General features: G+C 61.7%; 22 protein-coding genes. All 22 read right to left on the minus strand.

Annotated features, from left to right (window positions below):
* Nucleotides 1-14: 14 nt before the first annotated feature.
* Nucleotides 15-536 (minus strand): toxin-activating lysine-acyltransferase, encoded by a 522-nt coding sequence (locus J3D60_RS12555; protein ID WP_065940548.1) that lies wholly within the window; start codon nucleotides 534-536, stop codon nucleotides 15-17.
* An 11-nt stretch (nucleotides 537-547) separates the two neighbouring features.
* Nucleotides 548-2,293 (minus strand): ShlB/FhaC/HecB family hemolysin secretion/activation protein, encoded by a 1,746-nt coding sequence (locus tag J3D60_RS12560; protein WP_253491629.1) that lies wholly within the window; start codon nucleotides 2,291-2,293, stop codon nucleotides 548-550.
* A gap of 188 nt (nucleotides 2,294-2,481) precedes the next feature.
* Nucleotides 2,482-2,874, minus strand: a complete 393-nt coding sequence (locus J3D60_RS12565; RefSeq protein WP_065924146.1) for a DUF2802 domain-containing protein — start codon at nucleotides 2,872-2,874, stop codon at nucleotides 2,482-2,484.
* Nucleotides 2,875-3,357, minus strand: coding sequence for a chemotaxis protein CheW (locus J3D60_RS12570; protein ID WP_005790025.1), 483 nt, complete (start codon nucleotides 3,355-3,357; stop codon nucleotides 2,875-2,877).
* Between the two features lie 81 nt (nucleotides 3,358-3,438).
* Nucleotides 3,439-4,233 carry a CheW domain-containing protein gene (locus tag J3D60_RS12575; protein WP_253491631.1) on the minus strand — a complete coding sequence of 265 codons (795 nt, stop codon included), beginning with the start codon at nucleotides 4,231-4,233 and terminating at the stop codon, nucleotides 3,439-3,441.
* 2 nt (nucleotides 4,234-4,235) lie between these two features.
* Complete coding sequence (locus J3D60_RS12580) at nucleotides 4,236-5,024, minus strand: ParA family protein (protein ID WP_065924144.1); 789 nt, start codon at nucleotides 5,022-5,024, stop codon at nucleotides 4,236-4,238.
* A 51-nt stretch (nucleotides 5,025-5,075) separates the two neighbouring features.
* Nucleotides 5,076-5,963: a flagellar motor protein MotD gene (motD, locus tag J3D60_RS12585; RefSeq protein WP_065924143.1), complete on the minus strand. Its 888-nt coding sequence runs from the start codon at nucleotides 5,961-5,963 to the stop codon at nucleotides 5,076-5,078.
* 142 nt (nucleotides 5,964-6,105) lie between these two features.
* Entirely contained in the window at nucleotides 6,106-6,846 is a 741-nt protein-coding gene (locus J3D60_RS12590) for a flagellar motor protein (protein WP_027603872.1), read from the minus strand.
* Nucleotides 6,846-7,979 carry a chemotaxis response regulator protein-glutamate methylesterase gene (locus J3D60_RS12595; protein WP_065940550.1) on the minus strand — a complete coding sequence of 378 codons (1,134 nt, stop codon included), beginning with the start codon at nucleotides 7,977-7,979 and terminating at the stop codon, nucleotides 6,846-6,848. Before J3D60_RS12595 ends, J3D60_RS12590 begins: the two co-directional genes overlap by 1 nt.
* A 48-nt stretch (nucleotides 7,980-8,027) precedes the next feature.
* Nucleotides 8,028-10,262, minus strand: a complete 2,235-nt coding sequence (locus J3D60_RS12600) for a chemotaxis protein CheA (protein ID WP_253491633.1) — start codon at nucleotides 10,260-10,262, stop codon at nucleotides 8,028-8,030.
* Between the two features lie 11 nt (nucleotides 10,263-10,273).
* Complete coding sequence (locus tag J3D60_RS12605) at nucleotides 10,274-11,062, minus strand: protein phosphatase CheZ (RefSeq protein ID WP_027603869.1); 789 nt, start codon at nucleotides 11,060-11,062, stop codon at nucleotides 10,274-10,276.
* Nucleotides 11,063-11,080: 18 nt separating this feature from the next.
* Nucleotides 11,081-11,455, minus strand: a complete 375-nt coding sequence (locus J3D60_RS12610) for a chemotaxis response regulator CheY (RefSeq protein WP_160385018.1) — start codon at nucleotides 11,453-11,455, stop codon at nucleotides 11,081-11,083.
* A 170-nt stretch (nucleotides 11,456-11,625) separates the two neighbouring features.
* Entirely contained in the window at nucleotides 11,626-12,366 is a 741-nt protein-coding gene (fliA, locus tag J3D60_RS12615; protein WP_065924972.1) for an RNA polymerase sigma factor FliA, read from the minus strand.
* Entirely contained in the window at nucleotides 12,363-13,196 is an 834-nt protein-coding gene (gene fleN, locus J3D60_RS12620; protein ID WP_003192912.1) for a flagellar synthesis regulator FleN, read from the minus strand. The genes fliA and fleN overlap by 4 nt, the downstream gene beginning before the upstream one ends.
* A gap of 105 nt (nucleotides 13,197-13,301) precedes the next feature.
* Nucleotides 13,302-14,618, minus strand: a complete 1,317-nt coding sequence (gene flhF / locus J3D60_RS12625) for a flagellar biosynthesis protein FlhF (protein WP_065940552.1) — start codon at nucleotides 14,616-14,618, stop codon at nucleotides 13,302-13,304.
* 12 nt (nucleotides 14,619-14,630) lie between these two features.
* The gene (gene flhA, locus J3D60_RS12630) at nucleotides 14,631-16,760 is read right to left on the minus strand and encodes a flagellar biosynthesis protein FlhA (RefSeq protein ID WP_065940725.1); all 2,130 of its coding nucleotides are present in this window, start codon (nucleotides 16,758-16,760) and stop codon (nucleotides 14,631-14,633) included.
* A gap of 222 nt (nucleotides 16,761-16,982) precedes the next feature.
* Nucleotides 16,983-17,189 carry a cold-shock protein gene (locus J3D60_RS12635; RefSeq protein WP_253491635.1) on the minus strand — a complete coding sequence of 69 codons (207 nt, stop codon included), beginning with the start codon at nucleotides 17,187-17,189 and terminating at the stop codon, nucleotides 16,983-16,985.
* 116 nt (nucleotides 17,190-17,305) lie between these two features.
* A complete protein-coding gene (gene flhB, locus J3D60_RS12640; RefSeq protein WP_065940554.1) occupies nucleotides 17,306-18,442 on the minus strand; it encodes a flagellar biosynthesis protein FlhB in 1,137 nt (378 codons plus the stop codon).
* A 3-nt stretch (nucleotides 18,443-18,445) separates the two neighbouring features.
* Entirely contained in the window at nucleotides 18,446-19,231 is a 786-nt protein-coding gene (gene fliR / locus J3D60_RS12645) for a flagellar biosynthetic protein FliR (RefSeq protein ID WP_027603864.1), read from the minus strand.
* 4 nt (nucleotides 19,232-19,235) lie between these two features.
* On the minus strand, nucleotides 19,236-19,505 hold the full coding sequence (gene fliQ / locus J3D60_RS12650; protein ID WP_027603863.1) for a flagellar biosynthesis protein FliQ: 270 nt from the start codon (nucleotides 19,503-19,505) through the stop codon (nucleotides 19,236-19,238).
* A gap of 18 nt (nucleotides 19,506-19,523) precedes the next feature.
* The gene (gene fliP / locus J3D60_RS12655) at nucleotides 19,524-20,267 is read right to left on the minus strand and encodes a flagellar type III secretion system pore protein FliP (RefSeq protein ID WP_065940555.1); all 744 of its coding nucleotides are present in this window, start codon (nucleotides 20,265-20,267) and stop codon (nucleotides 19,524-19,526) included.
* Nucleotides 20,267-20,701, minus strand: a complete 435-nt coding sequence (gene fliO / locus J3D60_RS12660; RefSeq protein ID WP_141155695.1) for a flagellar biosynthetic protein FliO — start codon at nucleotides 20,699-20,701, stop codon at nucleotides 20,267-20,269. The genes fliP and fliO overlap by 1 nt, the downstream gene beginning before the upstream one ends.
* Nucleotide 20,702: the final 1 nt, after the last annotated feature.

Raw genomic sequence — 20,702 nt, forward strand, 5'->3', positions numbered from 1 at the left:
TGCGCGGAGGCTGATCAGAGCGCGTCGCTGGGTAACGGGTGAGTGGCAAACCAGGCTTTCGCCTCCAGATCCAGGACGGCGATCCCCTGGAAATTCATGACGCGTAAACCGCGCTCATCGCCTCGGTGGTAAAGCGAACGGCAGATGCGATTGGGCCACAGGCGCCGACGTAACAAGCTCATGACACGCGGGGTGTGACCAAACGGCGCGACCCAGTCGTTGACCCAGGTGCGTTCGCCGCTGTTCCAGTCCTCCGGCGGCAGGCACACCGCCGGCTCGCGCAAGTAACGCGCTTCGGCCTCGGCACTGAGGTTCAGCCACGACAGGAAAAACACCGGGCGCCCGTCTTCGCTGATCAAAATGAACTGGCGCTGCTTGATGGCGGGCAGCAACAGGGTCGACAGGCTGTGCAACGGCGCATCCCGGTGTGCAGTGGAGTGCATCCACAGCCAGACCGCCGAGCCCAGCACCTGGGCTTCGTCGATGGGGCTGTCGGCCCGTTCGGGGGCCAGCACGTGCAGGGTGTCGTAGCGCATGGTGGTCTCCTTCAAAATGACCAGTTGGCGCTGAAGCCACTGGTCACGTCGGCGGTCTGGAATCCCTTGGGTTTTTCCAGGGGTTTGCCGGTGTAGAGGTCGTAGGAAAACTGCTTGTAGCCGCCGCGCAGGCCCACCACCGCACCGGCCAGGCGTCGCCCCGAGAGGTACTGGGTGGAGTGGCCGCCGACTTCGCCGTAGTCCACGCCCAGGTACAGCTCCTGACCGGTATTGGCCAGGCTCAGGCCCAGGTCGTTGCTGAACGTCCAGCCGCGCTCGGCGGACAGGATCTGCTCGCCGTCGAAGCCACGCACGGTGTAGCGCCCGCCGATCGAAAAACGATCCTGCGGGATCAGCGGCGTGCGGTTCCACTGTCCGCGCCAGCCGGCGATGTAGCGCAGCCGCTGCTCGCCCAGGGTGAACGGCAGTTGCAGTTGCGCGTTGGCGGAAATCACCTGCGAGCGCGAGGTACCTTCGCCGTTCTCTTCCTCGGGCGCACGCAACGCGTCACGGGCACCGGTGCCCCGGCGATAGCCGACGCCGAGGTCGAGGGTGCTGGCACCGATGAACTCACGGTGGTTGATCCCGGCCATCCAGCCCGCCATGCGCCGGCGCTGCAGTTCAATTTCGGTGTCTTCGATATAGTTGCTGGAGGTGCGGCTCCAGCCGCCGACAGATACGGTGGTCTTGCGCACCGCATCGCGATAGATCACCCGCGACAGCTGGATTTCGTTGGTACGGCTGCGGCCACTGTAGGAATACGCTTGGTTAACCCCGGCAATCGTCTGGTGGTAGTCGTACTCGCTGGAGGTCAGGCTCAGTTGCCAATAGTCGTAGGGCACCGAGTAATGCACGGTGTGGCCCTTGGAACCGCGGTCGCCACTCTGGCCGCCGCCCAGGTCGTGGTTGAAGCTGATGTAGAACAGGTCGTTGAGGGTGGCGAGGTTGTCCAGTGACAAGGCGACGTTACCCTGGTACTTGCCGGTCTGCTTGCTGCCGGAGTCGTCCACCGACAAGCTGACCCGCACCGGTATGGCCTGCTTCCAGGCGATGACCACGTCGCTTTCTCCAGGCTGCGCGTCGTTACCCTCGGCCGGGGTGATCTGCACATCCGCTTCGGCGGTGGGCACGCGCTTGAAGTTCTCCAGCGCCTGTTCGATATCGCGCAGGTTGAGCACGTCGCCGGCGGACGCGGGCATGGCGTTCCAATAGTGGGCGCGTGCGGAGGTGCCTTCGGCAAAACGGATGTGCTTGATCCGGCCCGGCACCAGCACCAGCGACAGGGTACCTTGGTTCAGGTCCTGGGCTTGGGCGAGTACGCGGGTGGTGATGAAGCCCTTGGCGATAATCGCGTTCTGGATGCGCTTCATCGTCAGGTTGATGCCGCCGGCACCGACGCAACGTCCTTGCACAGGATCATCGGCCGGGTTGGCGGCACGCAGGGCCCACTGGAAATCCTCGGACTGGTCGCCAGTGAGCACTACGCGGTCGATCTTGAAGCAGGGCGTTTCGTTACGCGGCAAACGCAGGCCACCGGCGTTGTCTTGTGGCGCTTGCAGGCGTACGTCGGGAGACGGCTCCAACTGCTCGCGCTGGGCGCGCTCACGTTGTTGCTGCAACAGCAATTGTTGCGCAGGCGCCTGGGGCTCAGCCGCCAGCACCGCAACACTGGTAAAGAAACCAACAAAGGAGCAGGCGGCGACGCAAGACTGCAGCAAAACAGAGGGTTTTGTTCGAGAGAGAGCGTCGACAGGCATTTCGCATCCTTGTGAATGAAACTTCCTACATGCGCAGGTTGGTCATCACAAAGACGTAAAAGTGCCATGGAAAAGCATGGCAATGTGACACATTCGACACAATCGGCCACAGCCGACACCCTTGAGCCTCAAGCCTGAAGGCTCTAGCTCAAGGCATACAGAGGTATTTCAGGGTTTACACAGCGCAATCAGCTTTTGTGTAATTTACTCATCAACTGCGCCTCAGCCTGGGTCAAGCCACACGATTGGGTCAGTTCATCCACGGTAGCGCCCATGCCCACCAGCTTCGCCGCCTGGGCAAATGACAGGCTGGAAGGGTCACGCTGCTCGATCTGCGCCAGCTTGTCCGGCAACGGCGCGAGAATGGCGCGCAGTTCATGCACCTCGTCCCCGACCTTCACCGCACTCTGCTGGAAGTGATCGACCCGCTTGACCAGCTCCAGCACCCGTCGATCACGCACCGCATCGCGCTCGGCCTGCTGCATCGCCAATTCGCGCTGCTGGCGTATATAACGCAGCAGAAAACCCAGGGTCCCGGCCCACAACAGGGCCAGGACAATCACCGCGACCTCAAGGAACAATCAGATGCTCTCCAGTTCCGACCATTCTTCTTCGCTCATCATTTTGTCCAGCTCAACCAGAATCAACAGTTCGTTGTTCTTGTTGCACACGCCCTGGATGAACTTGGCCGATTCCTCGTTGCCCACGTTCGGCGCGGTTTCCACTTCCGATTGGCGCAGGTAGACCACTTCCGCGACGCTGTCGACCATGATCCCGACCACTTGCTTGTCGGCCTCGATGATGACGATACGCGTGTTGTCACTGACTTCGACCGTGTCCAGGCCAAAACGCTGGCGGGTGTCGATCACCGTCACCACGTTGCCGCGCAGGTTGATGATGCCCAGCACATAGCTTGGCGCACCGGGAACCGGAGCGATCTCGGTGTAGCGCAGCACTTCCTGCACGCGCATCACGTTAATACCGTAGGTTTCGTTGTCCAGTTTGAAGGTAACCCATTGCAGGATCGGATCATCCAAACCTTGTGCGGACGCTGACTTGTTCATATCTCTGACCCCTTCAAATGCCGATGTAGGCGGCGTGTGTACTTCTTTTGGCCGCACACTCGTGCGGCCCTTGTTGTCCCATCAACTGCGTTTGTTCACCGGCATCGCTTTAACCGCACCGCTGGCGATCAACTCGGCCAGTTCGGCAACGTCCAGCAACGCGCACATGTGTTCGATCACGGTGCCTGCCAGCCAGGGCCGCTGGCCCCGATGGCTGCGCCATTTGATTTCATTCGGGTCCAGGCGCAGCGAACGGCTGACTTGATGCACCGCCAGCCCCCATTCGTAGCCCTGCACCGAGATCACGTATTGCAGGCCTTGGCGGAAGTCATCGCGGTAGCGGTCGGGCATCACCCAGCGCGCGGTGTCCAGCACCTTGAGGTTACCGGCCTGGCTCGGCAGGATGCCCAGGAACCATTCCGGCTGCCCGAACAATGGCGTCAATTCCTGGCCTTCCAACGAATAGATCGAGCCCAGGCACACCAAAGGCACCGCCAGGGTCAACCCGGCGACGTCGAACAGCAAACATTCAAATGGCTCGGCCGCCCAGGCCGGCCGATCATCGCCGCTCACCGGCGGTGGCGTGATGCTCGGTGGCAGGTGCACTTCCACGACCGGCTCGACCACCGCAGGTACGACGGGCGCGACCACCGGGACGCTGACCGGGACGACGAGTGCATCGCGGGCCTGCTCTTCCAATACAGCCAACTGGAACTCATCCAGGCTGCTTGAGGACGGCACTTCGACCGCCGGCTCCAGCACCAGGATCGGTTCCGGCAATTCTTCTGCGGTCGCGTCCTGCAGCAAGGCATCCAGGTAGGATTCCAGTGCCAGTTGCGGGCGGGTCTTGACCTTGAGTTCGACGGGACGGTTCATCATCAGGCCACCTGCGCCACAAGCTGCTGGGACAGCAGGTGCTTGAGCAACGCCCGGTAGGCCAGCACACCGCGGCTTTTGCCGTCGAACTGCGACGGCGTGAGCCCGGCACGGCTGGCATCACGCAGGCGGGTGTCCACCGGGATGTAGCCGTTCCAGATAGTCTCCGGGTAGGCATCGCGCAGGACGCGCAAGGTGCCCAGGGACGCCTGGGTGCGGCGGTCGAACAGGGTGGGCACGATGCTGTACGGCAACGCCTGTTTGCGCGAACGGTTGATCATCGCCAGCGTGCTGACCATGCGCTCCAGGCCCTTGACCGCCAGGTGCTCGGTCTGCACCGGGATCACCAGTTGCTGGCTGGCCGCCAAAGCGTTGACCATCAGCACGCCGAGCAACGGCGGGCTGTCGATGATGGCGTAGTCGAAGTCTTGCCACAGTTGCGCCAGGGTCTTGGCGATCACCAGGCCCAGGCCGCTCTGCCCCGGCGACTGGCGCTCCAGGGTGGCCAGCGCGGTACTCGACGGCAGCAGGGAAATGCTTTCGTTACTGGTGGGCAGCAGCAATTGCCCGGGCAGGTCGGCCGGTACGTTGCCTTTGTGCAGGAACAGGTCGTAGTTGCTGTGCTCCAGCGCATCCGGGTCGTAGCCGAAATAGCTGGTCATCGAGCCGTGGGGGTCGAGGTCGACCACGACCACACGCTTGCCCGCCTCGGCCAGCAAGCCGGCTAAAGCGATGGAGGTGGTGGTCTTGCCGACTCCACCTTTTTGATTGGCAACTGCCCAGACTCTCATTCGGATGGTTCCTCCCGGTGGGCACGCGCGCGACCGAGACATTGCATAAGGTTATTGAGCCGGCGACGGAGAATTGACGGCACTCTGCTGAACCGGCGGCTTTGCAGGGGCCGGTGCAGTTTGTGTGCCAGCGCGCTTCAAGGCCGCATCCGGTGTTGCATTGGCGGTACCGGTGCCGGTCAGGCTACGGCGCACTTCCAGGTTTCGAGACACCACCAGCACCACCCGACGGTTGCGTGCGCGGCCTTCGAGCGTGGCGTTATTGGCCACCGGCTGGAACTCGCCATACCCCACCGACGCCAGGCGCCCAGGGTTCACGCCCTGCATCGCGAGCATGCGCACGATGCTCGCGGCACGGGCCGATGACAGCTCCCAGTTGGTCGGGTACTGCGCGGTACTGATCGGCACATTGTCGGTAAAGCCTTCAACGTGGATCGGGTTTTCAAACGGTTTGAGGATCGCCGCCACCTTGTCGATGATGGTGAACGCCTGGTCGCTGGGCAATGCATCGGCACTGGCGAACAGCAGGCTGGAATTGAGCTCGATCTCCACCCACAACTCATTGCCGCGCACGGTCATCTGGTTGGAGCTGATCAGGTCGCCAAACGCGGCACTGATGTCATCGGCGATACTTTTCAGCGGATCACTGGTGCCGCCCACGCCGGCAGCGGTTTCGTCGCTGTCGTTGACCAGCGGCTTGGCCGGGGTCACGGTCTTGGGCCGTTCTTCGCCAATAGGGATCGGCTTGAGCGAACGGTCGGCATCGTTGAACACGCCGATCAACGCCTGGGAAATGACTTTGTACTTGCCTTCGTTGATCGACGAGATGGAGTACATCACCACGAAAAAGGCGAACAACAAGGTGATGAAGTCCGCATAGGACACCAGCCACCGCTCGTGGTTGACGTGTTCTTCAGGCTCTCGACGGCGACGGCTCACAGGCGATTACCTCCGCAAAACAAATCAACTGTAGGAGCGAGCTTGCTCGCGAAAAACCCGAGAGCAACGCGTTCATCCAGGATGCCCGCGTTATCGTTGACGATTTTCGCGAGCAAGCTCGCTCCTACAGGGTGCATGACCATCAATCCATGAAGCCCTGGAGCTTCAATTCGATGGAGCGCGGGTTCTCGCCCTCGGCAATCGACAGGATGCCTTCGAGCAGCATCTCGCGATAGCGCGACTGGCGCATGGCAATCGACTTGAGCTTGCTGGCCACCGGCAACAGCACCAGGTTGGCACTGGCCACCCCGTAGATGGTGGCAACGAACGCCACGGCAATGCCGCTGCCCAGTTGCGACGGATCGGCCAGGTTGCCCATCACGTGGATCAGGCCCATCACCGCGCCGATGATGCCGATGGTCGGCGCGTAGCCACCCATGCTTTCAAACACTTTGGCGGCGTTGATGTCGCGGCTTTCCTGGGTGTAGAAATCCACCTCGAGGATGCTGCGGATCGCTTCCGGCTCGGCGCCGTCCACCAGCAATTGCAGGCCTTTGCGCGAATAGCTGTCGGGTTCGGCATCGGCCACGCCTTCGAGGCCCAGCAGGCCTTCCTTGCGCGCGGTGAGGCTCCAGTTGACGACGCGATCGATGCCACCGGCCAGGTCGACACGCGGCGGAAAAATGATCCAGATGAGGATTTGCATCGCGCGCTTGAACGAACTCATCGGTGACTGCAGCAACGCGGCGCCCACCGTGCCGCCAATCACGATCAGCGCCGCCGGGCCGTTGGCCAGGGCGCCCAGGTGACCGCCTTCGAGGTAGTTGCCGCCAATAATGGCGACAAACGCCAGGATGATGCCGATCAGGCTCAATACATCCATCAGAGGCAGGCCTCCACCAGATGCCTGCCGATGTCGTCCAGGCTGTAGACGGCGTCGGCCAGGTCAGCCTTGACGATGGCCATGGGCATGCCATAGATCACGCAGCTGGCTTCGTCCTGGGCCCAGATCGCACTGCCGCCCTGCTTGAGCAGGCGCGCGCCTTCACGGCCGTCGGCGCCCATGCCGGTGAGCACCACCGCCAGAACTTTGTCGCCGTAGGACTTGGCCGCCGAACCGAAGGTGATGTCCACGCACGGCTTGTAGTTAAGGCGCTCATCGCCCGGCAGGATTTTGATCGCGCCACGGCCGTCGACCATCATCTGCTTGCCGCCCGGAGCCAGCAACGCCAGGCCAGGACGCAGGATGTCGCCATCCTCGGCTTCCTTGACGCTGATGCGGCAGAGCTTGTCCAGGCGCTCGGCAAAGGCCTTGGTGAACGCGGCGGGCATGTGCTGGATCAACACGATCGGCGCCGGGAAGTTGGCCGGCAATTGGGTCAACACGCGCTGCAAGGCGACCGGGCCGCCGGTGGAGGTGCCGATGGCGACCAGTTTATAGGCCTTGCGCTTGGGCGCAGGCGAATGGGCCGCCGCCGGTGCCGACGTTCGTACCGGTGGCGTGGCAGGCCGTGCAAGCGGCGCTGGCGCGGGGCGACTGAACGAGGAACTGGTGGGGGCAGCCGGCGCAGCCACCGGTGCCGGCGCAGGGGCTGGCGCGCTGAACAGGCTGCGGCGGTTGCTGCGGGAAATACTGTGGACTTTCTCGCACAGCAGTTGCTTGACCTTCTCGGGGTTGCGCGAGATGTCTTCGAAATTCTTCGGCAGGAAGTCCACCGCCCCCGCATCCAGCGCGTCGAGGGTCACTCGGGCGCCTTCGTGGGTCAGCGAGGAGAACATCAATACCGGGGTCGGGCAGCGTTGCATGATGTGCCGGACTGCCGTGATGCCATCCATCATCGGCATCTCGTAGTCCATGGTGATCACGTCCGGCTTCAACGCAATGGCTTGATCAATCGCCTCTTTGCCGTTGGTGGCCGTGCCGACCACCTGGATGCTTGGATCGGCGGAAAGAATTTCCGAGACGCGGCGGCGGAAGAAACCCGAATCGTCCACCACCAGGACCTTGACTGCCATAAACACTCCGTTAGGTGGGGCGGGCAATACCGCCCTGCCCCACCAGAATCAAATACGCCGAGCGGCGTAACGCTTGAGCATGCTCGGAACATCGAGAATCAGCGCGATCCGACCGTCACCGGTGATAGTCGCGCCCGACATGCCCGGGGTTCCCTGCAGCATTTTGCCCAAAGGCTTGATGACCACTTCTTCCTGGCCCACCAGTTGATCGACGACAAAGCCGATACGCTGGGTGCCCACGGAGAGGATCACCACATGGCCTTCGCGCTGCTCTTCATGGGCGGCCGATGCAACCAGCCAGCGCTTGAGGTAGAACAGGGGCAACGCCTTGTCCCGCACGATCACCACTTCCTGGCCGTCGACCACGTTGGTGCGCGACAGGTCGAGGTGGAAGATCTCGTTGACGTTGACCAGCGGGAAGGCGAACGCCTGGTTGCCCAGCATCACCATCAGGGTCGGCATGATCGCCAGGGTCAACGGCACCTTGATGACGATCTTGGAGCCCTGGCCCTTGGTCGAGTAGATGTTGATCGAGCCGTTGAGCTGGCTGATCTTGGTCTTCACCACGTCCATGCCCACGCCACGGCCCGACACGTCGGAAATCTCGGTCTTGGTCGAGAAGCCAGGGGCGAAGATCAGGTTGTAGCACTCGGTGTCGGTCAGGCGGTCGGCGGCGTCCTTGTCCATCACGCCACGCTTGACCGCGATATTGCGCAAGATGGTCGGGTCCATGCCCTTGCCGTCATCGGTGATCGACAGCAGGATGTGGTCGCCTTCCTGTTCCGCCGCCAGGATCACTTTGCCGCCACGGGACTTGCCCGAGGCTTCGCGTTCTTCCGGGGTTTCGACACCGTGGTCGACAGCGTTGCGCACCAAGTGGACCAGCGGGTCGGCCAGGGCCTCGACAAGGTTCTTGTCGAGGTCGGTTTCTTCACCCACCAGTTCCAGATTGATCTCTTTCTTCAGCTGGCGCGCGAGGTCGCGAACCAGGCGCGGGAAGCGACCGAAGACTTTCTTGATCGGCTGCATCCGCGTTTTCATCACCGCGGTCTGCAGGTCGGCGGTGACCACATCGAGGTTCGACACGGCCTTCTGCATGGCCTCATCGCCGCTGCTCAGGCCCAGGCGCACCAGGCGGTTACGCACCAGTACCAGCTCGCCGACCATGTTCATGATGTCGTCCAGCCGCGCGGTATCGACCCGTACGGTGGTTTCGGCTTCACTGGCCGGTTTTTCCGCGACCGGGGCCGCAGCGGCACGCGCTGGAGCCGGGGCAGCAGCCGGCGCAGGCGCAGGCTTGGCGGCGGGCGCGGCGGCTTTGGCGGCAACCGGTGCCGCCGTGGCTGCAGCGGCGGCCGGGGCGACTTCGGTGAACTTGCCCTTGCCGTGCAGATCGTCCAGCAGTGCTTCGAATTCGTGATCGGAGATCAACCCATCGTCCGCAGGCTTGGCGCCGGCAGCGGGTGCTGCCGGGGCCGCGGCCGTCGCGGCGACGGCCGGCAAGGTATCGGCCGCGAAGGTGCCCTTGCCATGCAACTGGTCGAGCAACGCTTCGAATTCATCGTCAGTGATGTCGGTGCTGGCAGAAGCGGCAGGCGCCTCCGCAGCACCGGCGGCGGCACCGGCAGGCGCCACGGCGTCGGCGGCGAACTGGCCCTTGCCGTGCAATTGGTCGAGCAGGGACTCGAACTCAGCGTCGGTAATGTCCTCGCTGGTCGGCGCGGCAGCCGGGGCAACCGGGGCAGCCGGGGCAACCGCAGCCGGCGCTTCGGCTTCGGCCTTGACGGCACTGAGGGAGCTGAGCAGTTGCTCGAACTCGCTGTCCGTCACATCAGGCTCCGCCACCGGTTCCGGCTCGGGTGCGGCTTCGACCACCGGCGCTGCCGAGGTGTCGGCCGGCTCTGCATAACGCGCCAGGGCGGCCAGCAGTTCCGGAGTGGCTGCGGTGATCGGGGCACGCTCGCGCACTTCGCTGAACATGCCGTTGACCGCATCCAAGGCTTCGAGAATCACGTCCATCAACTCCGAATCAACGTGACGCTCACCCTTGCGCAGGATGTCGAACACGTTCTCGGCGATGTGGCAGCACTCCACCAGCTCATGGAGCTGGAGGAAGCCGGCGCCCCCTTTTACAGTATGAAAACCGCGAAAAATTGCATTGAGCAGGTTCGCATCATCCGGGCGGCTTTCCAGCTCGACCAGTTGTTCGGACAGTTGCTCTAAAATTTCGCCGGCCTCTACAAGGAAATCCTGAAGGATCTCTTCATCGGCGCCGAAGCTCATGTGGGTGCTCCTTAGAAGCCTAAACTGGATAACAGGTCATCTACGTCATCCTGACCTGACACAACGTCTTCACGTTTATCGGCATGAATCTGCGGACCTTCACCCTTGGCGAGATGTTTTTGTGGATCTTTTTCAGAGAGGATCGCTTCGCGGTCATGTTCGATGCCGGCAAAACGGTCGACCTGGCCGGCCATGAGTACCAATTTGAGCAGGTTGCTTTCCACTTCGGTGACCAACTGGGTCACACGCTTGATCACCTGACCGGTCAGGTCCTGGTAATCCTGGGCGAGCAGAATGTCATTGAGGTTGCTGGAAACCATGCGGTTTTCCTGCTCGCTGCGTGACAAGAACCCTTCGACCCGACGGGCCAGCTCACGAAACTCTTCCGCACCGACTTCACGGCGCATGAAGCGGCCCCAGTCAACGCTCAGGGCGTGGGCTTCCGTGGCCATGCCGTTGACCAGGGGCGTGGCGTTTTCCACCAGGTCCATGGTGCGGTTAGCCGCCGCCTCGGTCAGCCTGACCACATAGGACAGGCGTTCGGTGGCGTCGGTGATCTGCGAAATCTCTTCGGCCTGGGGCATGTGCGGGTCAATCTGGAAATTGACGATCGCGCTGTGCAGCTCGCGTGTGAGCTTGCCCACTTCCTGGTACAGGCCTCGGTCACGGGTCTGGTTGAGCTCATGGATCAACTGCACCGCGTCGCCGAACTGGCCTTTTTCAAGGCTGTCAACCAACTGATGAGCATGCTTTTTCAGGGTCGACTCAAAGTCTCCCTGTGACGTTTCTTTATGCTCCATAGCTCCCCCGCGATGGCATCAGCCGTGGATGCGTTCGAAGATCTTTTCGATCTTCTCTTTCAAGGCCTGTGCAGTGAATGGTTTGACCACGTAACCGTTGACCCCGGCCTGGGCGGCTTCGATGATCTGTTCACGCTTGGCTTCGGCGGTCACCATCAACACGGGAAGGCTGCGCAATTTTTCGTCGGCACGCACGTGGCGCAACAAGTCGATGCCGGTCATGCCCGGCATGTTCCAGTCCGTTACCAGAAAGTCGATGCTCCCGCTGTTGAGGATCGGAATCGCCGTCAGGCCGTCATCCGCCTCGACCGTGTTTGTGAACCCAAGGTCACGCAACAGGTTTTTTATGATCCGCCGCATCGTTGAGAAGTCATCAACGATGAGGATTTTCATGTTCTTGTCCAATTCGACCTCCAAGCAGTCTTAAACGCGCCCAGCACCTGGACGCGCCATTTCAATCAACAGGCATTACACAAAAAGGACTGCCGAGGGCACCACGGCCCGAGCCCGCGAAGGCCTATCACCTTCGCGGTATCGCTTTGCAATGCTCCCCACACTGCCTGTCAGCGCGCTCGCCACTCTCCCAGACGCCCCCGCAAGCGGGCCGCGCACTGGCTGTGCAACTGGCTGACACGGGATTCGCTGACCCCCAGGACCTCACCGATTTCCTTGAGGTTCAGCTCTTCGTCGTAGTACAGCGCCAACACCAACCGCTCGCGTTCCGGCAAGTTGGCAATGGCGTCCGCCAACGCGCCCTGGAAACGCTCATCTTCCAGGTCACGGGACGGCTCCATATGCGTGCTCGCGCCGTCCTCATGCAGCCCTTCGTGTTCGCCGTCCTGTAACAGGTCGTCGAAACTGAACAGGCGGCTGCCCAAGGTATCGTTCAAAATCCCGTAATAATCGTCGAGACTCAATTGGAGTTCGGCCGCAACTTCGTGATCTTTAGCGTCGCGACCGGTTTTTGCTTCAATTGCACGAATTGCGTCACTGACCATGCGTGTATTGCGGTGCACCGAACGCGGCGCCCAGTCACCCTTGCGCACTTCGTCGAGCATCGCGCCACGGATGCGGATCCCCGCATACGTCTCGAAGCTCGCGCCCTTGCTCGCATCGTACTTGGTCGACACTTCGAGCAGGCCGATCATGCCCGCCTGGATCAGGTCTTCGACCTGGACGCTGGCGGGCAGGCGTGCCAGCAGGTGATAGGCAATGCGCTTGACCAGTGGCGCATAGCGCTCGATCAACTCGCCCTGGCTGTCACGGGCAGATTTCTTGTACGCGTTATAGCCGTTCGCTGTCATAGCACCGGTCCTGCACTCGTCTGATGCACCAATCGCTCGACGAAAAACTCCAGATGCCCCCGAGGGTTGGCAGGCAACGGCCAGGTATCGACCTTCTGGGCAATAGCCTTGAACGCCAATGCGCACTTGGAACGAGGGAACGCTTCGTAGACTGCACGCTGCTTTTGCACAGCCTTGCGCACACACTCGTCGTAGGGAACTGCACCGACGTATTGTAAGGCGACATCGAGAAAGCGATCCGTGACCTTGGTCAACTTGGCGAACAGGTTGCGGCCTTCCTGCGGGCTCTGGGCCATGTTGGCCAGGACGCGGAAGCGATTCATGCCGTAGTCACGGTTAAGCAGTTTGATCAGGGCGTAGGCGTCGGTGATCGAGGTGGGTTCATCGCAGACCACCAACAAGACTTCCTGCGCCGCGCGCACGAAGCTGACCACGGACTCGCCGATCCCGGCAGCGGTGTCGATCACCAGCACGTCGAGGTTGTCGCCAATGTCACTGAATGCCTGGATCAGGCCGGCATGCTGCGCCGGGCTCAGGTGCACCATGCTCTGGGTACCGGAGGCGGCCGGCACGATGCGGATCCCGCCAGGGCCCTGGAGCAGCACGTCGCGCAGCTCACAGCGCCCCTCGATCACATCGGCCAGGGTATGTTTGGGCGTCAGTCCCAGCAGAACGTCGACGTTCGCCAGCCCCAGGTCAGCATCCAGCAGCATGACGCGACGGCCAAGCTCTGCCAGGGCCAGGGACAAATTCACTGACACGTTAGTTTTCCCGACGCCACCTTTGCCGCCGGTCACCGCGATCACCTGTACGGGATGCATGCTGCCCATTTTATTTCTTTACCTTGTCTTGCTTAGACGCAGGCTACATGGCTTGGCCGCGTGAATCGCTTGCAGACCATCGATGTAGGTACATTTCACGGTGTTCATCGCGCCTCAACCCACCCGCTTTGCCGGGTTGTGGTAAAGGTCGGCGAACATATCGGCCATCGCTTCCTCGCTAGGCTCTTCTTGCATTTGCACGCTGACGGCGCGGCTGACCAGCTGATGACGGCGCGGCAGATGCAAATCATCCGGGATCCGCGGCCCGTCGGTCAGGTAGGCAACCGGTAGTTCATGGCTGATAGCCAGGCTCAACACTTCGCCCAGGCTGGCGGTTTCATCCAGTTTAGTCAGGATGCAGCCGGCCAGACCGCAACGCTTGTAGCTATGGTACGCAGCGGTAAGTACCTGTTTCTGACTGGTGGTTGCAAGCACCAGGTAATTTTTCGACTTGATGCCACGCCCGGCCAGGCTTTCCAGTTGCAGGCGCAACGCCGGATCGCTGGCCTGCAGGCCGGCGGTGTCGATCAGCACCACGCGCTTGCGCAGCAACGGATCGAGCGCGTTGGCCAGGGACTGGCCCGGGTCGACGTGGGTGACCGGTACATTGAGGATACGGCCCAGGGTCTTGAGCTGTTCCTGGGCGCCGATGCGGTAGCTGTCCATGCTCACCAGTGCGATGTTGTTCGCGCCGTACTTGAGCACATAGCGCGCCGCCAGCTTGGCCAGGGTGGTGGTCTTGCCCATGCCGGCAGGGCCGACCATGGCGATCACACCGCCCTCTTCCAGGGGTTCGATTTCCGGGGTGGCGATCATCCGCGCCAGGTGGGCCAGCAACATGCGCCAGGCCTGGCGAGGCTCTTCGATTTCGGTGGTCAGGGCCAGCAGGTCGCGGGACAACGGGCCGGACAGGCCGATGCGTTGCAGGCGGCGCCAGAGGTTGGCCTGGTGCGGTTTGCTGCCTTGCAGTTGGGTCCAGGCCAGCGAACCCAGTTGCACTTCCAGCAGCTCGCGCAGGCCGTTGAGTTCAAAACGCATGGAATCGAAGACACGCTGGTCGACTGCTGCAGCCGGGGCTGGCGCGGCAGGACGCGGCGGTTCGATGAACGTTGGCTCAACCAGCGGCTCGGCGGCGGTCAGCGGCAGGCCGGCGAACAACTGGCGATTGGTGGAGGCATCGCTGTCGCCACGCATGCTCAGTTCAGCCTGGGCCGAGACGATGCGCGAAGCGGTCTTGCGCAGCTCGTCTTCGAGCTCCATGTTCGGCACACGCGGCGCCAATGCCGAGGGGGTGTAGTCCAGGGCAGCCGTCAGCTCGACACCGCCGGCAATACGACGATTACCGATAATCGCGGCATCGGCGCCCAGCTCATCGCGGACCAGTTTCATGGCCTGACGCATATCGGCGGCGAAAAAACGCTTAACTTGCATAACCCACTACCCTCAGCCGTTGGGCCCTACTGTCGCGACGATAGTCACTTGCTTGTTGTCAGGAATTTCCTGATAAGCCAAAACGTGCAAATTCGGTACTGCCAGACGTCCAAACCGCGACAACATCGCCCGGACCGGACCCGCCACCAGCAGAATCACCGGTTGGCCCTGCATTTCCTGGCGCTGTGCGGCGTCGATCAACGAACGCTGCAGTTTCTCAGCCATGCTTGGCTCCAGCAGAACGCCCTCTTCCTGGCCTTGTCCTGCCTTCTGAATACTATTGAGCAATATTTGTTCCAACCTTGGTTCCAAGGTGATCACAGGCAGCTCGGAGTCAAGCCCTACAATGCTTTGCACGATGGCGCGGGACAATCCGACACGCACCGCCGCCACCAGCGCGGCAGTATCTTGACTCTTGGCGGCATTGTTGGCGATAGCCTCGGCAATGCTGCGAATGTCGCGTACCGGCACCTGTTCGGCCAGCAGCGCCTGCAGCACCTTGAGCAATTGCGACAACGACAGCACGCCCGGCACCAGCTCTTCTGCCAGTTTTGGCGAGGCCTTGCCCAGCAAACCCATCAATTGCTGGACTTCTTCGTGGCCGATCAGCTCGTGGGAGTGCTTGTACAGGATCTGGTTGAGGTGGGTGGCGACCACGGTACTGGCGTCCACCACGGTGTAGCCCAGGGACTGCGCCTGGCTGCGCTGGCTGACTTCGATCCACACCGCCTCCAGGCCAAAAGCCGGATCTTTGGCGGTAATGCCGTTGAGGGTGCCGAACACCTGGCCGGGGTTGATTGCCAGCTCGCGGTCCGGGTAGATCTCGGCTTCGGCCAGGATCACGCCCATCAGGGTCAGGCGGTAGGCACTCGGGGCCAGGTCGAGGTTGTCACGGATATGCACGGTGGGCATCAGGAAGCCCAGGTCCTGGGACAGCTTCTTGCGCACGCCCTTGATCCGCGCGAGCAACTGGCCTCCCTGGTTGCGGTCCACCAGCGGAATCAAGCGATAGCCAACTTCCAGGCCGATCATGTCGATCGGGGTCACGTCGTCCCAGCCCAACTCCTTGGTTTCCTGGGCGCGGGCCGGGGATGGCAGCAGTTCCTGCTGGCGGGCGATCTCTTGCTGGGCCTGGACCTTGACCGCATTCTGCTTTTTCCAGAACAGGTAGGCACCACCGCCCGCCATGGCTGCCATGCTCAGGAACGACACATGGGGCATGCCCGGCACGATCCCCATGATCGCCATGATGCCGGCCGCCACGGCCAGGGCCTTGGGCGAGGCAAACATCTGGCGGCTGATCTGCTTGCCCATGTCTTCGGAGCCCGACGCACGGGTCACCATGATGGCGGCAGCTGTAGATAACAACAGTGATGGCAATTGCGCCACTAAACCGTCACCGATGGTCAGCAGGGCGTACACCTTGCCCGCATCGCCGAAGGTCATGCCGTGCTGGAAGATCCCGACCGCCATGCCGCCGATCAGGTTGATGAACAGGATCAGCAGGCCGGCGATGGCGTCACCGCGCACGAATTTGCTGGCACCGTCCATGGAACCGTAGAACTCGGCTTCCTGGGCGACTTCCAAGCGGCGGGTCTTGGCCTGGTTCTGGTCGATCAGGCCGGCGTTGAGGTCGGCGTCGATAGCCATCTGCTTGCCGGGCATGGCGTCGAGGGTAAAGCGTGCGCTCACCTCGGAGATCCGCCCGGCGCCCTTGGTCACCACCACGAAGTTGATGATCATGAGGATCGCGAACACCACGATACCGACCACGTAGTTACCGCCGATCACCACCTCACCGAAGGCCTGGATCACCTTACCGGCAGCGGCGTGACCGTCCTGGCCGTGGAGCATGACCACACGGGTGGACGCCACGTTCAGCGCCAGGCGCAACAGGGTGGCCACCAGCAGGATCGTCGGGAACACCGCGAAATCCAGCGGCCGCAAGGCGTAGACGCACACCAGCAGCACGACGACGGACAGGGCGATGTTGAAGGTGAAGAACACGTCCAGCAGGAACGGCGGCATCGGCAACATCATCATTGCCAGCATGACCAGCAACAACAACGGCACACCCAGATTGCCCCGCGAGAGGTCAGTCAGGGTGCCACGGGCCGTGCTGAACATTTGAGAGCGATCCACCACCGGTATTCCTCGTTTCCTTGAAGCAAACTTTTGACGCCGGGAGGCGTCCTGGAGGCGGTATTGCAAGAAGCCTTCCAACTTTGCTTTTGAGGAGGTGGATCGCTACAGGCGCCCGAGTTCTATCGGATGTAAACACTCCAACTGCGGGAGGGGAAAAGCCCCCTCCCATAGTCGGGTATGTGTACATCCATTGCCGACAGCGAAACTAGCGCCCACGGGCTAGCTCACAGTTTTAACTTCAGTTGCCTGCAGTCCCTTGGGACCGTTGACAAGCTCGTATTCGACCTTTTGGTTTTCATCCAGGCTTTTGAAATCGCCGGAAACGATCCCCGAGTAATGCACAAATACATCTTCAGAACCGTCGTCCGGCTTGATGAAACCAAACCCCTTTTCTGCGTTGAACCACTTTACGATGCCGGTTGCCATTAACCTTCTCCACCCTGCTTGTTTTAAGACCTGAGCCTTATCAAACGCGCTGGAAATAAGATTGACTACTGTCAAAGTTGACAGGTAGACGGCAGTTAGTAACGAGTGGTAGGAGATCAGGAATCGCGGCGCAACTCCGGCGGAATCGGCAGATCCCTGAGTGGATCCGGGCGTTTGCCCTTCCCTGCACGGTACTGGCGAATCTGATAGACATATGCCAACACCTGGGCCACGGCCAGGTACAACCCCGCCGGGATTTCCTGGTCGAGGTCGGTGGAGTAGAAGATCGACCGCGCCAGCTCCGGCGATTCCAGCAGCAGGATGTCGTGGGCCACGGCGATTTCGCGGATTTTCAACGCGGTAAAGTCGCTGCCCTTGGCCAGCAGCATCGGTGCGCCGCCCTTCTCCGGGTCGTACTTGAGGGCCACGGCATAGTGGGTCGGGTTGGTGATGACCACGTCGGCGTCGGGCACCGAGGCCATCATCTTGCGCTGGGACATTTCCCGCTGCAGCTGGCGGATGCGTTGCTTGACCTCGGGGCGACCTTCCTGGTCCTTGTGCTCGTCGCGCACTTCCTGCTTGGTCATCAGCAGTTTCTTGTGGCTTTCCCACAACTGGATCGGCGCATCCACCGCCGCGATGATGATCAGCCCGGCGGCCATCCACAGCGCACTCCAGCCCACCACCTGCACGCTGTGGATGATCGCCGACTCCAGGGGTTCATGGGCGATGCGCAGCAGGTCGTCGATGTCGGCCGACAACACCATCAGCGCCACGAACAGAATCAGGATGAACTTGGCCAGGGCCTTGAGCAGCTCCACCAGGGCCTTGGCGGAAAACATGCGCTTGAGCCCCGCCGCGGGGTTCATGCGGCTGAACTTGGGTGCCATGCTGCCGGCGGCGAACAGCCAGCCGCCGAGGGCGACCGGGCCGATCAGTGCGGCCAGCAGCAGGGTGATCAGGATCGGCTGCACCGCCAATATCGCGATCTTGCCCGAGTGCAGCAGGTATTGGCCCATGGAGCCGGGGTTGAGCAACACATCGCGGGGCAAGGTGAAGTTGTGCTTCATCAGTTCCATCAAGTCCAGCGCCAGGCCACCACCATAGATCAGCAAGGCACCGGATCCGGCCATCATGGTCGCAACGGTGTTGAGTTCCTTGGAGCGGGCAATCTCGCCCTTTTCCCTGGAGTCTTTTTTACGTTTCTCCGTGGGGTCTTCTGTCTTGTCCTGACCACTCTCGCTCTCGGCCATGGCTCAGCGCGCCCGTGCCAGATCACGTAAGAACTGCAAGGCGTCGGTCGCCAGCGGTTGATACTGATTGAGAATGTCAGCCAGGCCGACCCAGAAAATCCCCATGCCCAGCACCAGGGTCAAGGGGAAACCAATGGAGAAAATATTCAGCTGTGGCGCCGCGCGGGTCATGACGCCAAATGCGATGTTGACCACCAGCAAGGCCGTGATCGCCGGCAGTACCAGCAACAGCGAGGCACCGAGCACCCAACTGAGACGCCCCACCAGCTCCCAGAAGTGATTGACCACCAGCCCGGAGCCTACCGGCAAGGTGGTGAAGCTTTCGGTCAACACCTCGAACACCACCAGGTGGCCGTTCATGGCCAGGAACAACAAGGTCACCAGCATGGTCAGGAACTGCCCGATCACCGCTGCCGACACGCCGTTGGTGGGGTCGACCATGGACGCGAAGCCCATGCCCATCTGGATCGAGATGATCTGCCCGGCGATCACGAACGCCTGGAAAAACAGTTGCAGGGAAAAGCCCAGCAGCGAGCCGATCAGGATCTGCTCGGCAATCAGCATCAAGGCACTGAGGTCGAGTGCGTTGACCGGGGGCATCGGCGGCAGGCCAGGCACCAGCACCACGGTGATCGCCACGGCGAAATACAGGCGGATACGGCGTGGCACCAGGGTAGTACCGAACACCGGCATGCTCATCAGCACCGCCGTCACCCGGAACAACGGCAGGATGAACGAGGCTACCCACGTGCTGATCTGGGTGTCGGTCAATGCCAGCAAGGACTGCATCGGGTCAGCCGATCAACTGCGGAATACTGCCGTACAGCTGCAGGATGTATTCCATGAAGGTTTGCACCAGCCACGGGCCGGCGACAATCAGGGTGATCAGCATCACCAGCAGACGCGGCAGGAAGCTCAAGGTCTGTTCGTTGATCTGGGTCGCGGCCTGGAACATCGCCACCAGCAGGCCCACCAACAGGCTCGGCACCACCAGCACGGCAACCATCACGGTGGTCAGCCACAGTGCTTCACGGAACAGGTCGACGGCAACTTCTGGGGTCATGCTGCTTCACCTAACACATCACACCCCTCCGAAACTGCCGGCCAACGTGCCGATAATCAGCGCCCAACCGTCCACCAGCACAAACAGCATGATCTTGAACGGCAATGAAATAATCAGCGGCGACAGCATCATCATCCCCATGGCCATCAGCACGCTCGCCACCACCAGGTCGATGATCAGGAACGGGATAAAGATCATGAAGCCGATCTGGAACGCGGTCTTCAGTTCCGAGGTGACGAACGCCGGCACCAGGATGGTCAGCGGCGCCTGGTCCGGCGTCGCGATGTCGGTACGCTTGGACAGGCGCATGAACAGCTCAAGGTCGCTGGAGCGGGTCTGCGACAGCATGAAATCCTTGATCGGCCCTTGCGCCCGGTCAATCGCGACCTGAGCCGTGATGGTCTCGGCCAGGTACGGCTGCAGGGCTTGCTGGTTCACCTTGTCGAACACCGGCGCCATGATGAACATTGTCAAGAACAACGCCATGCCGGTGAGGATCTGGTTCGACGGCGTCTGCTGCAGGCCCAGGGCCTGACGCAGGATCGAGAACACAATGATGATCCGCGTAAAGCTGGTCATCAGCATGACAAACGCCGGGATAAAGCTCAGCGCGGTCATGATCAGCAGGATCTGCAGGCTGACCGAATACTCCTGGGCCCCCGCCGCGTTGGTACCCAGCGTAATCGCCGGGATCGACAACGGGTCGGCGGCCAGCGCCAATGGCGCAGCCAGCAACAGCATGAGCGTCAATAAAACGCGCATTACTTCTTATCCTTCTGATCCTTGCCCAGCAATTCCATCAGGCGCTGGGCGAATTCTGGCGTGGCGGGCTGGGATTGGGTGGTTGGCACCGGGGTCTTGAGCACGTGCAGCGGCGTGATTCGGCCGGGGGTAATGCCCAGCAGGATCTGTTCCTCGCCCACTTGCACCAGCACCAGTCGGTCTCGCGGGCCAAGGGCGCGCGAGCCGATCATTTCGATGACCTGGGCATTGCCCGGGCCGATGCTCTGTACGCGACGCATCAGCCAGGCCAACACGAAGATCAAGCCGACCACCAGCAACAGGCCCAGCACCAGCTGCGTCAGTTGCCCGCCAACGCTGCCGCCGACGGGCGCAGCGGCAACCTGGGCCACCGGCTCCGCCGCCCACACCGCCAATGGCAGCGCGGCTAACAGTCCCACCATCAGCCGTTTCATA

Origin of the sequence: Pseudomonas sp. S3E17 (assembly GCF_024168685.1) — a bacterium.
GTDB classification, from domain to species: domain Bacteria; phylum Pseudomonadota; class Gammaproteobacteria; order Pseudomonadales; family Pseudomonadaceae; genus Aquipseudomonas; species Aquipseudomonas marginalis.